This window comes from Mycobacterium cajalii (assembly GCF_045809005.2).
Classification (GTDB): Bacteria; Actinomycetota; Actinomycetes; order Mycobacteriales; family Mycobacteriaceae; genus Mycobacterium.
On sequence record NZ_CM141436.1, the window covers coordinates 2089572 to 2102708 of the forward strand.

13 protein-coding genes are annotated in these 13137 nt (G+C 69.4%); 6 read left to right on the forward strand and 7 right to left on the reverse strand.

Annotated elements, in window-relative coordinates:
- The first annotated feature begins 192 nt into the window (after positions 1–192).
- Positions 193–2427, forward strand: coding sequence for an LGFP repeat-containing protein (locus ACJ512_RS10065; protein WP_407686805.1), 2235 nt, complete (start codon positions 193–195; stop codon positions 2425–2427).
- Between the two features lie 18 nt (positions 2428–2445).
- On the opposite strand, the gene lexA is transcribed toward ACJ512_RS10065, so the two are convergent.
- The gene (gene lexA / locus ACJ512_RS10070) at positions 2446–3120 is read right to left on the reverse strand and encodes a transcriptional repressor LexA (RefSeq protein ID WP_407686804.1); all 675 of its coding nucleotides are present in this window, start codon (positions 3118–3120) and stop codon (positions 2446–2448) included.
- 290 nt (positions 3121–3410) lie between these two features.
- Between lexA and ACJ512_RS10075 the strand changes: the two genes are divergently transcribed.
- The 3 genes from ACJ512_RS10075 to ACJ512_RS10085 all read left to right on the forward strand — a co-directional run bounded on the left by ACJ512_RS10075 (position 3411) and on the right by ACJ512_RS10085 (position 5000).
- Positions 3411–3905, forward strand: coding sequence for a LysM peptidoglycan-binding domain-containing protein (locus ACJ512_RS10075; protein ID WP_407686803.1), 495 nt, complete (start codon positions 3411–3413; stop codon positions 3903–3905).
- A gap of 110 nt (positions 3906–4015) precedes the next feature.
- Entirely contained in the window at positions 4016–4480 is a 465-nt protein-coding gene (nrdR, locus tag ACJ512_RS10080) for a transcriptional regulator NrdR (RefSeq protein WP_407686802.1), read from the forward strand.
- A gap of 34 nt (positions 4481–4514) precedes the next feature.
- Positions 4515–5000, forward strand: coding sequence for a peroxynitrite isomerase (locus tag ACJ512_RS10085; RefSeq protein WP_407686801.1), 486 nt, complete (start codon positions 4515–4517; stop codon positions 4998–5000).
- Between the two features lie 30 nt (positions 5001–5030).
- Here the strand turns inward: ACJ512_RS10085 and ACJ512_RS10090 are convergent, their stop codons facing one another.
- Both ACJ512_RS10090 and ACJ512_RS10095 read right to left on the reverse strand, forming a co-directional pair.
- Positions 5031–6062: an alpha/beta fold hydrolase gene (locus ACJ512_RS10090; protein ID WP_407686800.1), complete on the reverse strand. Its 1032-nt coding sequence runs from the start codon at positions 6060–6062 to the stop codon at positions 5031–5033.
- 52 nt (positions 6063–6114) lie between these two features.
- The gene (locus tag ACJ512_RS10095) at positions 6115–7089 is read right to left on the reverse strand and encodes a proteasome assembly chaperone family protein (protein WP_407686799.1); all 975 of its coding nucleotides are present in this window, start codon (positions 7087–7089) and stop codon (positions 6115–6117) included.
- A 240-nt stretch (positions 7090–7329) separates the two neighbouring features.
- On the opposite strand from ACJ512_RS10095, the gene ACJ512_RS10100 reads away from it, so the two are divergent.
- Positions 7330–8148, forward strand: coding sequence for a trypsin-like serine peptidase (locus ACJ512_RS10100; RefSeq protein WP_407686798.1), 819 nt, complete (start codon positions 7330–7332; stop codon positions 8146–8148).
- Between the two features lie 13 nt (positions 8149–8161).
- Here ACJ512_RS10100 and sthA read toward each other — a convergent pair whose 3' ends face one another.
- Positions 8162–9577, reverse strand: coding sequence for a Si-specific NAD(P)(+) transhydrogenase (gene sthA, locus ACJ512_RS10105; protein WP_407686797.1), 1416 nt, complete (start codon positions 9575–9577; stop codon positions 8162–8164).
- A 113-nt stretch (positions 9578–9690) separates the two neighbouring features.
- Between sthA and ACJ512_RS10110 the strand changes: the two genes are divergently transcribed.
- Positions 9691–10749 (forward strand): DUF4192 domain-containing protein, encoded by a 1059-nt coding sequence (locus ACJ512_RS10110; RefSeq protein ID WP_407686796.1) that lies wholly within the window; start codon positions 9691–9693, stop codon positions 10747–10749.
- A gap of 5 nt (positions 10750–10754) precedes the next feature.
- Here ACJ512_RS10110 and ACJ512_RS10115 read toward each other — a convergent pair whose 3' ends face one another.
- From ACJ512_RS10115 to ACJ512_RS10125, 3 genes are all read right to left on the reverse strand, one after another.
- The gene (locus ACJ512_RS10115) at positions 10755–11444 is read right to left on the reverse strand and encodes a metal-dependent transcriptional regulator (RefSeq protein WP_407686795.1); all 690 of its coding nucleotides are present in this window, start codon (positions 11442–11444) and stop codon (positions 10755–10757) included.
- 144 nt (positions 11445–11588) lie between these two features.
- Entirely contained in the window at positions 11589–12548 is a 960-nt protein-coding gene (gene sigB, locus ACJ512_RS10120; RefSeq protein ID WP_461480041.1) for a sigma-70 family RNA polymerase sigma factor SigB, read from the reverse strand.
- Between the two features lie 155 nt (positions 12549–12703).
- Positions 12704–13132, reverse strand: a complete 429-nt coding sequence (locus tag ACJ512_RS10125; protein WP_407686793.1) for a DUF3099 domain-containing protein — start codon at positions 13130–13132, stop codon at positions 12704–12706.
- Between the last annotated feature and the right edge of the window lie 5 nt (positions 13133–13137).

Sequence of the window (13137 nt, forward strand, 5' to 3'; positions counted from 1 at the left end):
CGGTATCCATTTTTGTAATATCCCTAAATTGAGTTCGCATTTCTCGTCGATTGGAGCAATGTTGTGCGGGCCCGGCGAAAATGCGGACCGTTACGGGGGTACGGCCCGTTGGTGGGATGACCCTCCGCTCGCAGGGCCGCGGGATATGGGCATGGCCGCAGATCGGCGCACACCCGTGGACTGGAGGGCTTGGTGAACAGGCAGAGAGGTCACATGCGAAAGCTGGTCGGGCGTGCACTGGTCGGCTTGGTGACCACAGCGCTGGCCGCGGTATTGCTGGCTCCCACGGGCGCCGCGAGCCCGATCGGCGACGCCGAGGCGGCCATGATGGCCGCATGGGAGAAGGCCGGGGGCGACACGTCACCGCTGGGCGCGCGCAAGGGTGACGTCTACCCCGTCGGCGACGGCTTCGCCCTGGAGTTCGACGGCGGCAAGATGTTCTACACCCCGGCGACCGGCGCCCGGTACGCCTACGGGCCGATCCTGGACAAATACGAGTCGCTGGGCGGTCCGGCCGGCAGCGACCTGGGTTTCCCGACGATCAACGAGGTGCCCGGTCTCTCGGGGCCCGACAGCCGCGTGAGCACCTTCTCGGCCAGCGACCACCCGGTGATCTTCTGGACGCCCGACCACGGCGCGTTCGTCGTGCGCGGCGCGATGAACGCCGCCTGGGACAAGCTGGGCAGCTCCGGTGGCGTCCTCGGGGTGCCGGTCGGCGACGAGACCTACGACGGCGAACTCGCCACGCAGAAGTTCAGCGGCGGCCAGGTCTCCTGGAACCGGGATACCAAGGAGTTCACGACCGAGCCGGCGGTCTTGGCTGACCAGTTGAAGGGCCTGCAGGTGCCGATCGACCCCACCGCGGCCATCAACATGGCCTGGCGCGCGGCCGGGGGAGCCAACGGCAAGCTGGGCGCCAAGCAAGGCGGGCAGTACCCCATCGGCGGTGACGGGATCGCCCAGAACTTCGCCGGCGGGAAGGTGTACTTCAGCCCGGCGACCGGTGCGAACGCCGTCGACAGCGACATCCTGGCCAAGTACGAGTCCCTGGGCGGCCCCGTGGGCAGCGACCTGGGGTTCCCCGTCGCCAACGAGTCCGACGGCGGCATACCGTCGAGCCGGATCTGCACCTTCTCCGCGGCCGACAAGCCGGTGATCTTCTGGACGGCCGAGCACGGCGCGTTCGTGGTGCGCGGAGCCATGAAGGCCGCCTGGGACAAGCTGCGCGGTGCCGGCGGGAAGCTGGGCGCCCCGGTGGGCGACCAGGCCGTGGACGGCGACGTGGTCTCGCAGAAATTCGCCGGCGGCACCATCTCGTGGAACCGCGCGAAGAACACGTTCACCACCGACCCCTCGAACCTGGCGCCCCTGCTGGGCGGCCTGCAGATATCGGGCCAGAACCAGCCGAGTGCGGTGGCCATGCCACCCCACACCAAGAAGCCGGTCTGGCAGCAACGGTGGTGGCTGCTGGGCGGCGCCGCGGCGCTGGTGCTTCTCGCGTCGCTGGTGCTGGTGGGCGTCCGCCTGCGCCGCGGTCGCGCCGGTCGCGACACCGCCGCCGGTGCCGCCGAGCAAGACGGGGGCGCCGGATACGGCCCTGCCGACGGACTCTGGGGCCACGACGGCGAGGCGGCCACCGAGCACTTCGGGCGCGATGACCTGCACCCCTCCGAGGAGCACGCGGCGGACGCCGAGCCCGAGCGCCAGGTCAGCTGGGGGCGCGGGACCGGGGCCGCGCTCGCGGGCGAGGAGGTTGCGCATCGCGGGCACTACGGCGGCGAGGCGTCGCCCGGCCCGGGGGAGGATGCGGACGAGTTCCAGAGCGTGTTCCACGGCGGGGAGGAAAATCCCGACGCGGTGGACACCGACTCCATCCCCGTCGTCATCGAAGCCGACTTGTCGGAAGCCGGGTATCCGGAGTTCGACGAGGAAGAGGGCTATCTCGACGTGCCGGAGGCCGGTTACGCCGAGTTCGCCGTGGAGCAAGTCCCTGAGGACGAAGGCGCCGAGCAAGGCGGATACCCGGAGCCGGCGGACGAATACCGCGAGGCGGCGGAGCCCGGCGGGCCGGGCGGCGGCCATGCCGAAGCCGCGTTCGACGGGTCGGCTGCCGACATCGCCGGCGTCGAGGCCGTCTCGCCCGTGGCCGAGGCGCGAACCGGGCGGCACGCGGCCGTGGACACCGACGAGACCTCGCCGTTGGCCACGCACGCTGCCAGCGCGGGCCCGAGCGCGCCGGGGCGCCCGACGATTCACCTACCGTTGGACGATCCCTATCAGATGCCCGACGGGTATCCGATCAAGGCGAGCGCCCGCTTCGGCCTGTACTACACCCCCGACAGCGCCCTCTACCAGGACACGCTCGCCGAAATCTGGATGTCCAGCGAACAGGTCGCGCAGGCCAACGGGTTCATCAAGGCCGACTAGGCCCGCCGCTGGGTACGGTCAGACCTTGCGGATCACGGTGACGACCTTGCCCAGCACGGTCGCGTCATTGCCCGGAATGGGATCGAACGCCGGGTTGTGGGGCATCAGCCACACCTGACCCCCGGCGCGCTTGAACGTCTTGACCGTGGCCTCGCCGTCGATCATCGCGGCGACGATGTCGCCGTTCTCGGCGACGTGCTGCTGCCGCACGACCACCCAGTCGCCGTCGCAGATCGCCGCCTCGACCATCGAGTCGCCGACGACCTTGAGCAAAAACAGCGTCCCCTCGCCGACCAGTTCGCGGGGCAGCGGGAAGACGTCTTCGACGGCCTCCTCGGCGAGGATGGGTCCGCCTGCCGCGATCCGCCCGAGGACAGGGACGAAGGTGGGTTCGGGCAGCGCGTCCGAGCCGGCCACCTCGGTGGTGGGCGCCGCGGGCACGGCCTCGTCGGCCCGGCGGACATCGACGGCGCGCGGACGGTTCGGGTCGCGGCGCAGGTAACCCTTGCGCTCCAGGGTGCGCAATTGGTGGGCGACCGAGGAGGTCGACGTCAGGCCGACGGCGTCGCCGATCTCCCGGATGCTCGGGGGATAGCCGCGGTTGGTGACCGACGCGCGGATGACATTCAGGATCGTGCGCTGCCGCTCGGTCAGCGATGCATCGCCGGCAGAGGTGTCGTTGCTGTCGCTCATGGCAATGAATGTAACCGCCCGGGATCCGATAATCAAACATGTGTTCGACTGGCGTGTCTACCGTCGAGAGCGGCCGAATAACAAAGGTGTAACTCCGCGGCCGATCGGGTATTTGAGCGGCATGTCCCAGGTGATCGATGACCGCGGCGCCGTTCGTCCGCAAGGCGTTGTCGGTGGGTCGGTCTAGCGTTTGGCTCGTGCGACACGCTTCGCTCAAATGTTCGGACATCGAACACGCGAGCGATAGTGTCGAACACACGAGCGAGGATCAGTTGACCGGAGGAACGCAGATGACCATCATTCACACAGTCTCGCCGCGGGTCGGCAGCGTTCGGCGCCCGATCAACGGGCCTGTCCTGGAGCCTCGCCGCGGGCGGGCCCGGACACCCGGGTCGCGCCGACCGGCCCCGTACGGGCCGGCGGGCGCCCCGCTGCGCTACCACGGCACCGGCGTCGCGATGTCCGTCGCGCCCCACCGCAGGCGTTCGGTCACGTGGGCGAAGACGGCGGCCCTGGCCGTGGGCGCCGGGCTGATCACCCTGTGGCTCGGGCTCATCGCCGACGTCGGGCAGGCGATCAACGGCGGCTCCCCGGCTTCGGCGGCGCCCGTGCCCGACAGGCTGGCCGTCGTGCGGGTCGAACCGGGGGAATCGCTGCAGGATGTCGCGCACCGCGTCGCGCCCGATGCGCCGGTTCGCCAGGTGGCCGAGCGCATCCGCGCACTCAACGAGCTGAACTCCCCGACGCTCGCGGCGGGTCAGCCCCTGATCGCGCCGGTGGGCTGACCCCGGCGCCACATGGCGCCGGAACCGCCGCCACGGCCGCCGCGCCGGCAGCGCGCACGGGTACGCTCGGAGTGTCCTGCGAGGTCCGTGAGCGCGGCGAAGGAGCGGTCATGCACTGTCCGTTCTGCCGTCACCCGGACTCCCGGGTGATCGATTCGCGGGAAACCGACGAGGGCCAGGCCATTCGCCGCCGCCGGTCCTGTCCCGAGTGCGGACGGCGCTTCACCACGGTCGAGACCGCGGTGCTGGCGGTGGTCAAGCGCAGCGGTGTCACCGAGCCCTTCAGCAGGGAGAAGCTGATCAGCGGGGTCCGCCGCGCGTGCCAGGGCCGCCAGGTCGACGACGATGCGCTGAACCTGCTGGCCCAGCAGGTGGAGGACACCGTGCGCGCGGCGGGCTCACCGGAGATTCCCAGTCACGAGGTCGGACTGGCGGTGCTGGGACCGCTGCGCGACCTCGACGAGGTGGCCTACCTGCGGTTCGCGTCGGTCTACCGGTCCTTCGAGTCCGCGGACGATTTCGAGCGCGAGATAGAACTGCTGCGGGCGCACCGCAAGGTGCCGACCTCGGGCTGACGGGCCGCCTCGGGCCCGGCACTAGGGTGGTGCCATGGCCGCTGAATTGCATCCCGATCTGGAGGCGCTCGCGCCACTGCTCGGTACCTGGGCGGGACGCGGTGCCGGTGAGTACCCGACGATCGAGTCCTTCGAATATTTCGAAGAGGTCGTGTTCTCCCATGTCGGCAAGCCGTTTCTGGCCTACGCCCAAAAGACCAGGGCGGTGGCCGACGGCAGGCCGTTGCACGCGGAGACGGGCTATCTGCGGGTGCCGCAGCCGGGCAACCTGGAGCTGGTCCTGGCGCATCCGACCGGTGTCGCGGAGATCGAGGTGGGCACCTTTTCGGCCGCCGGCGGCGTCATCGAGCTCGACTTGTCCACCACCTCGATCGGACTGACGCCGACCGCGAAAGAGGTTTCCGCGCTTGGCCGTTCGTTGCGCATCGAAGGCGACGAGCTGTCCTACTCGCTGCGCATGGGTGCCGTCGGCCAGCCCTTGCAGCATCATCTGGCCGCGGTGTTGCACCGGCAGCACTAGAACGTTCGGGGAGGCCGCCGGGGCGCGGCCTCAGGTGGCGCTGCGCTCGTCGTTACCCATGGCGTTGAGCACGGCGACGCGGGTGTCGGCCGGACCGGTGACCGCCTTCTCGCCGCCGCCGGAACGGAGCAACTGCCGGAGGGCGGCCTGGTCGTATTCGCCGGGTTCGGTGGCGTCGATGAAGCGCTGCGCGACGTCGATGAACCGGGCCGGGTCGTCGTGGAACGGAAAGTGCCCGGAACCTTCGAAGATCTCCAGTCGCGAGCCCGGCATCGCCGCGTGCGCCATCCGCGCATGGCGGACGGGGACGACCACATCTTTGGTACCCCAGATGATCTGCACCGGAATGGCTTCGGTCAGATAGCACCGGTCCAGCATGGTGACGATCTGGCCGCGCCAGTCCACCACCGCGCGCAGGGTCCGGCTGAACGCCGCCGAGGCCGTCGGCTCCGGGAGGTCGTCGAGGATGCGCAACACGTTGGGCAGGTCGTGGCCCAGGCCGGTGCTCCCGAACGCCGCGCCCAGCACGCGGCCGACGACCTGGACCGCCGGCAGCACCAGGGGCAGCCGCAGCAGCGCGAGGGCTTCGCTGCCCATCGGCAACGACGCCCACCGCAGGACGAGGTTGACGTCCTTGGTGACACCGCCGGCGGCGACCAGGATGAGGCGCTCGACCAGATGCGGGAACTGGTAAGCGAATTGCATGGCCACCCCGCCGCCGAGCGAGTGGCCGACGATGGTCACCCGCTCGATGTCGAGCACACTGAGCAGGTCGCGCATCCCGTTGGCGTACGCGGCGATCGAGTAGTCGGCGCGCGGTTTGTCGGACTGCCCGTGGCCCAGCAGGTCAGGGGCGATGACGGTGAACCGCTGAGCGAGCTTGGCCTGCACGGTGTTCCACGTCGTGGAGTTGTCGCCGATGCCGTGGACGAGCAGGATCGCCGGCCCCGAGCCGGCGATCCGATAGGCCCGCCGGTAGCCGTGAATGGTGCGGAACTCCAGCCTGGGTGCCGTCACTTCCCGCACCGGGCGAAGATTGCTCTTGCGCTGCCGCTCGGTCATCTTCACCCTTGTCGTCTGGCCGCGAAGGCATTCCGGGGCACTCGGACGGCGCTCAGGCCGAGTCGTCGTCGTTGTACTTCTTCTCGGCCTGCTGGGCCAGGAACCGCTCGAACTCCGCGCCGATCTCCTCGCCGCTGGGCAGCTCCTCGTCGCGAGCCAGTAACGATCTGTTCTCCTGCGCGTCGATGAAGGCATCGTACTGACGCTCTAGCGCGGCCACCACTTGAGCCACTTCGGCGCTGGCCTGGACCTGCTCATCGATCTTGGCCCGGATTTCGCCCGCCGCTTCCGACAGCGCCGACAGCGGTAGCTCCAGCGACCCGCTCTTGGCCACCTGCTCGAGCAGCGCCTGGGCTGCGGCGGGGTAGTCGGTCTGCGTCAGGTAGTGCGGCACGTGCACGGTGAACCCGACCACCTCGTGACCATGCTGGGCCATCCGGTATTCGAGCAAATTGGACGCGCTGCCCGGGACCTGAATCTCGGCGATCCACGGCTGGAAGTCGGCGATCAGCTCTCCGTTGTTGGAATGCGCGGTCAGCGTGATCGGGCGGGTGTGCGGGACCGCCATGGGGACGGTGCCCAGTCCGATGGTCCGCCGCACGCCCAACCGCTCGGCGAGCAGGCGCACCGCGGTGATGAAACGCTCCCATTTCAGGTCCGGCTCCATGCCGGCCAGCAACAGGAACGGCGTCCCGACGCTGTCGCGCAACGCGTACAGGCTCAGTTCCGGATCGTCGTAGTTGGTGAAGTGATCCGTCTTGAAGGTCATCAGCGGGCGCCGCGAGCGGTAATCCAGCAGTTCGTCGATCGCGAAGGACGCGACCAGCTCGGTGTCGAGGGCCGCCTTGAGGTGGCTGGACGCCAGCCGTATCGCATGACCGGCATCGGAGAAGCCCTCCAGCGCGTGCACCAGCACCGGTCCCTGGCCGTCGGACGTCAGCAACTGCGGCGCCGGGAACTCGAGCTCGTACATGCCCGCCTGTTCGGGCTGGTAGTACTCGTCGTCCGGGTCGTGGCGGTGAGCCATCGATGTTGCCTCCTTCCGGGAGCTGCTTGAGGGGTGCCCCCTGTAGTGTCCCCCAAATCGGGGGAACCCGACAATTGAACAGGGAACCCATGTGCGCCCGTATGTTCGAAACGCCAAAACGCGCCGGCGAAATTCCCGGGGCGTTGCGCGCGACCGTGCGGATCTGTCCGGCAAACCTCGGGGCGCACCCGCTGCGGTGGGAAATGCTCGCGCGGCGCCGGTCGGGCATGATGGGAGCCAATGCGAACCGCACTGAGAATGCTTTGTCCGCTGGTCGGCCTGGCGACGCTGTTGACGGCCTGCGGCCGGCCCGCCGACCACGCCTCGGCCCCGAGGGTGCCGCCGCAGGCGGCCAGCAAGCCCGTGGAGCGGCTCAGCAAGCCCGAAAACGCGGCGCTCGCCGCGCCGGTGGACCCCGACATGCGTGTCGGGCCGATCTTCCTCGACGGGGGCACGCTGCACGTGTGCACGGGGGCGGTGGTGCACTCGGCGAGCGGGAACCTGGTGATGACCGCGGCGCACTGCCTGGCCGGCGGCTCGCAGATCAGCTTCGCTCCCGGTTTCGCCGGGGATGCCGCGCCCACCGACCTGTGGACGGCCGATGCCGTCTATCTCGACCCGCGCTGGACCGCCGCCAAGGACCCGCACGCCGACTACGCGGTCATCCGGGTCAGCGGCCCGGCCGGCGAGTCGGTGGAATCGCACATCGGCTTGGCGCTGACCCTGGGCCAGGCGCCGCCCCCCGGCAGTCACGTCACGGTGCTGGGGTATCCGTCGGGGATCGGCGGTTCCCCGGTGGCCTGTCAGGCCAGCGCCGAGATCAGTGAGAGCGGTTACCCGTCGGTGGTGTGCGAAGGCCTGGTCGACGGCACCAGCGGTGGACCGTGGGTGAGCGGCACGACGATCACCGGTCTCACGGGCGGTTTCGAACGCGGCGGGTGCGCCGAGAATGTGTCGTATTCGGCGCCGTTCGATCAGCATGTCGCCCAGCTGCTGGCCCGGGCCGACGCCGGCGGTCCCGGCGACACCGCCCCGAACGGCCTGGACGACTCCTGCTAGCGGGACGGGCGGATCAGCGGCGGAACTGGTTGAGCGCCCGCACCTTGTTCATCACGTCGAGCGCGGCGACCTTGTAGGCCTCGGAGAACGTCGGGTAGTTGAACACCGCGTCCACCAGGTACTCCACGGTGCCGCCGCAGCCCATCACGGCCTGCCCGATGTGCACCATCTCGGTGGCGCTGGTGCCGAAGATGTGCACGCCGAGCAGCTTGAGATCGTCGGTGGAAACCAGGAGTTTGAGCATGCCGTAGGAGTCGCCGGCGATCTGCCCGCGCGCCAGCTCGCGGTAGCGGGCGACCCCGACCTCGTAGGGGATCGCATTCTTGGTCAGCTCCACCTCGGTGGCGCCCACGTAGGAGATCTCGGGGATCGAATAGATGCCGATCGGCTGCAGTGCGGTGATGCCCTCCACCGGTTCCCCGAACGCGTGGTAGGCGGCCAGCCGCCCCTGCTCCATCGACGTCGACGCCAGGGCGGGGAAGCCGATCACGTCGCCGACGGCGTAGATGTGGGGGACCTTGGTCTGGAACGTGTCGTCGACGAAGATTCGCCCGCGGCTTTCCACCTCGAGGCCGGCGTTGTGCAGGTCCAGGTGGTCGGTCTGGCCCTGACGGCCCGCGGAGTACATGACGGTCTCGGCCGGAATCTGCTTGCCGCTGGTCAGCGTGGTCATCGTGCCCGCCGCACCGACGTCGACCGCGGTGACCTCCTCGCCGAACCGGAAGGTCACCGCCAGGTCGCGCAGGTGGAACTTCAGCGCCTCGACGACCTCGGGGTCGCAGAAGTCGAGCATGTCGTCGCGCTTCTCCACGACGGTGACCTTGGTGCCCAGGGCGGCGAACATCGAGGCGTACTCGATGCCGATCACCCCGCCGCCGACCACGACCATCGAGGCGGGCAGCGACTTGAGGTCGAGGATCCCGTCGGAGTCGAGCACCTTCTCTTCGTCGAACTCGACCCCGGAGGGGCGGGCCGGCCGGGTGCCGGTGGCGATGACGATGTAATCGCCGGTGATGATCGTTCTTTCGCCGCGAGCCTGGTCTTCGACGCGGACGGTGTGCGGGTCGACGAACCGGCCATGACCCGTGAGGAGGTCGATGCGGTTGCGCATCAGCTGGTTGCGCACCACATCGGTTTCCTTGCCGATCACGTGCTGGGTCCGGGCCAGCAGGTCGGCGGGGGTGATCCGGTCCTTCACGCGATAGCTCGCGCCGTAGAGCTCGCGCTGGTTCATGCCGGTGAGGTAGAGCACGGCCTCGCGCAACGTCTTCGACGGGATCGTGCCGGTGTTGACGCACACCCCGCCGAGCATGCGGCCCCGCTCCACCACCGCGACCGACTTGCCCAGCTTGGCCGAGGCGATGGCGGCCTTCTGCCCCCCGGGCCCCGACCCGATGACCACCATGTCGTATTCGCGCGTGCACGCCATGAGCTAGACAGTAGAACAGCGCCGTTCACAGTGCTGAGTTCATGCACAGCGGGAACGCTGCGCCGGTTCCGGTGCGCACCGGCCGACGGTGGTGCCCGTCAGCGTTGGGACTCATGACGACGGATCACGCGGACTTCGAACTGAATCGCCCCGGGGCATTGATCGCGGCGCTACCGGCCGTTCTCGGCTTCGTCCCGGAGAATTCACTGGTGCTGGTGGCACTCGACGGCGGCGAGCTGGGGTCGGTGCTGCGGGTCGACCTCTCCGAGAAGCTCATCGAGCGGATCGCTTATCTGGCCGAGGTTGCGGCCTCGGCCGAACCCGAGGCCGCGATCGCGGTCGTCGTCGACGAGGCCGGCGCCCGTTGCCCCGGATGCAACGAGGAATACCGGCACCTGTGCGCGGCGCTCACAGATGCGTTGTCCGAGCACAACATCGAACTGTGGGCCGCCCACGTCGTGGATCGGGTGGCCGCGGGCGGACGCTGGCATTGCGTCGACGGCTGCGGCGCGGGCGGTGTGGTCGACGATCCGTCGGCGTCGCCGCTGGCCGCGGCGGCCGTGCTGGACGGGCGGCGGCTCTACCCTCGGCGTGCCGACCTGCAGGCCGTCATCGCCATCGAGGACCCGCGACGCACCGGCGAGCTGACCGAACTGCTCAGCCGGGAGGCCGCCGCCCGGGACGTGGCACACCGGGGCGATCCGACCGGGTGCAGCCGCCGGGACGTGGAGCGCGCGCTGGCCGCCGCCGCCCGGGTCGCCGACGGCCGTCCGCTGCCCGAGGCCGAGTTGGCCCGGCTGGGCTGCGCGCTGAGCGACGTGCAGGTGCGCGACTCGCTGTACGCGCTGGCGGTCGGCGAGAGGGCCGGCGAGGCGGAGTCGCTGTGGGCGCAGTTGGCCCGGATGTTGCCGCAGCCCTGGCGCGTCGAAGCGCTCGTGTTGCTCGCGTTCAGCGCCTACGCCCGCGGTGACGGGCCGCTCGCGGGAGTGTCACTGGAGGCGGCGTTGCGTTGCGATCCCGAGCACCGGATGGCGGGGATGCTGGACACGGCGCTGCAGTCCGGGGTGCGGCCCGAGAACATCCGGGAACTCGCCCTCACGGGCTACCGCCTGGCCAAGCGCCTCGGTGTGCGGCTACCGCCGCGGCAGGCGTTCGGCCGGCGCGCCGGGTAAGCCGGTCAGACCTTCTCGACCTTGACCGCGTGCGCCATCTCGTGCGGCAGGGTGACGTTCTCGTGACCGGGTATCAGGATGGTCACCCCCGCCGGCCCGGTCTCGACGGTCACCCGGGCGTTGGGCACGACGCCGGCATCCTTCAGCCGGCTGATCAGGTCGATGTCGCCCTGCACGTGCTCGGTGAGCTGCCGCACGACGACCGCCACCGGCGACCCGCCGGGCAGTTCGGTCAACCGGACCAGGTCGGCCTCCTCGGCGCCGGAGTCCGGGCCGACGCCCAGGTCCCAAAGACCCGGGATCGGGTTGCCGAACGGGGAGGTGGTCGGGTGGTTGAGCACCTTCACCAGCCGGCGTTCGACGTCCTCGCTCATGACGTGCTCCCAGCGGCAGGCCTCGGCGTGCACTTCTTCCCAGGGCAACCCGATGACGTCGACGAGCAGCCGTTCGGCCAGGCGGTGCTTGCGCATCACGGAAACGGCCAGGGCGCGGCCCTTGTCGGTGAGCTCGAGGTGCCGGTCGCCGGCGACGTGGAGTAGGCCGTCGCGTTCCATGCGGGATACGGTCTGGCTGACGGTCGGTCCACTCTGATCGAGGCGTTCGGCGATCCTGGCGCGCAGCGGCGTGACGCCCTCTTCTTCGAGGTCATAGATGGTCCGCAGGTACATCTCGGTGGTATCAACCAGGTCGTTCATTCAGCACCCTCCAATGACGCCGAGTCTACTGGGACAGCTGCGCGAACGGGTGCAACGCTTCCGCGGCGAGCAGTATGCCCGCCGCGGTGACGGCGGGCATACTTCCCTGCTACCTGGCTCTGGCCGGCGTCCTTGCCGGCGGCGTCAGCTCGCGTACGACCGGAGGCGGTCGGCGCGCTCGCCGTTGCGCAGCTTGGACATCACGTCACGCTCGATCTGGCGGACCCGCTCGCGGGACAGGCCGAACAGCTTGCCGATCTGGTCCAAAGTGCGCGGCTGCCCGTCGTCCAGGCCGAAGCGCAGCCGGATGACCTGATGCTCACGCTCGTCGAGAGTGGCCAGCACGCTGCGGATGTCGGTGTGCAGCAGCTCGGCGATCACCGCGTTCTCGGCGGACATCGCTTCGGCGTCCTCGATGAAGTCGCCCAGCGGCGCCTCTTCTTCGGAGCCCACCGGCATGTCCAGGCTCACCGGGTCGCGGCTGTGCTCGAGCAGGTCGTTGATCTTCTCGATCGGGATGCCCGATTCGGCGGCGAGTTCCTCGTCGCTGGCCTCGCGTCCCAGGTTCTGGTGCATCTCGCGCTTGATCCGCGCCAGCTTGTTGACCTGCTCGACCAGGTGCACGGGCAGCCGGATGGTGCGGCTCTGGTCGGCCATGCCGCGGGTGATGGCCTGGCGGATCCACCACGTCGCATACGTCGAGAACTTGAATCCCTTTGTGTAGTCGAACTTCTCCATCGCGCGGATCAGGCCCAGGTTGCCCTCCTGGATCAGGTCGAGCAGCGGCATGCCCCGGCCGGTGTAGCGCTTGGCCAGCGACACCACCAGACGCAGGTTCGCTTCCAGCAGGTGGCGCCGCGCTGCCTCGCCATCGCGCACGACGGCCGCCAGGTCGCGCTTGCGGTTCTCGCCGAGGCGCTTACGGGTTGCCAGCAGATGCTCGGCATAGAGGCCGGCTTCGATGCGCTTGGCCAGTTCGACTTCGTCCGCCGCGTTGAGCAACGCCGTCTTGCCTATGCCGTTCAGATACACGCGCACCAAGTCCGCTGCGGGGCTTTGAGCATCCAGATCGCCTTCGATCCTGCTGGGGGTGGCGTTCGCCATAGCGACCTCCTGATCGGCTTGTGCTGTCGTATGACTTAACGACACGTACGGCCTGAGAGTTCCCGGCGATCTTTGATCTCACACGCTATGACGTGCAGAAATGTACCGGCGATCTGAGAAAGTCCTGAGAAGTGCGGGGGGTCGCGGCCCGCGCGCTAACCGTCTTGGTGCCCGCCGCGCGAACCGGGGTGCGGCTGGGGGTCGCGGCGGGGCTCGAGAGTCGGACGCTCCGCCGTCGGGAACAGGGGAGTGCGGGGCGGGGCGGGGTCGAACCGCCGGGGCTCGTTGCGGCGCCGTGGCGGGCGGTCGTTGGCGATCAGCACGGCCATCCACGGCAGCGGCAGAGACGCGGCCACGATCGCCAGGGAGATCAGCCCGTTGTGCCAGGCGCCGTAGGCGACGGCGGCCAGGATGAGCGCCGGTATCCGGAAAGCCATCAGCGTGAGGTACTTACGCACCCGCGCGCGGTGCTGTTCGTCGTAGGAGGGCGCGGCGGCGGTGATGAGTACGGGACGGCCCTCGTCGTCGAACCTTTCATCGGGTCCCGGATCGGAGCCGCGCTTCATCCCTCCACTGTTCCACATGTCGC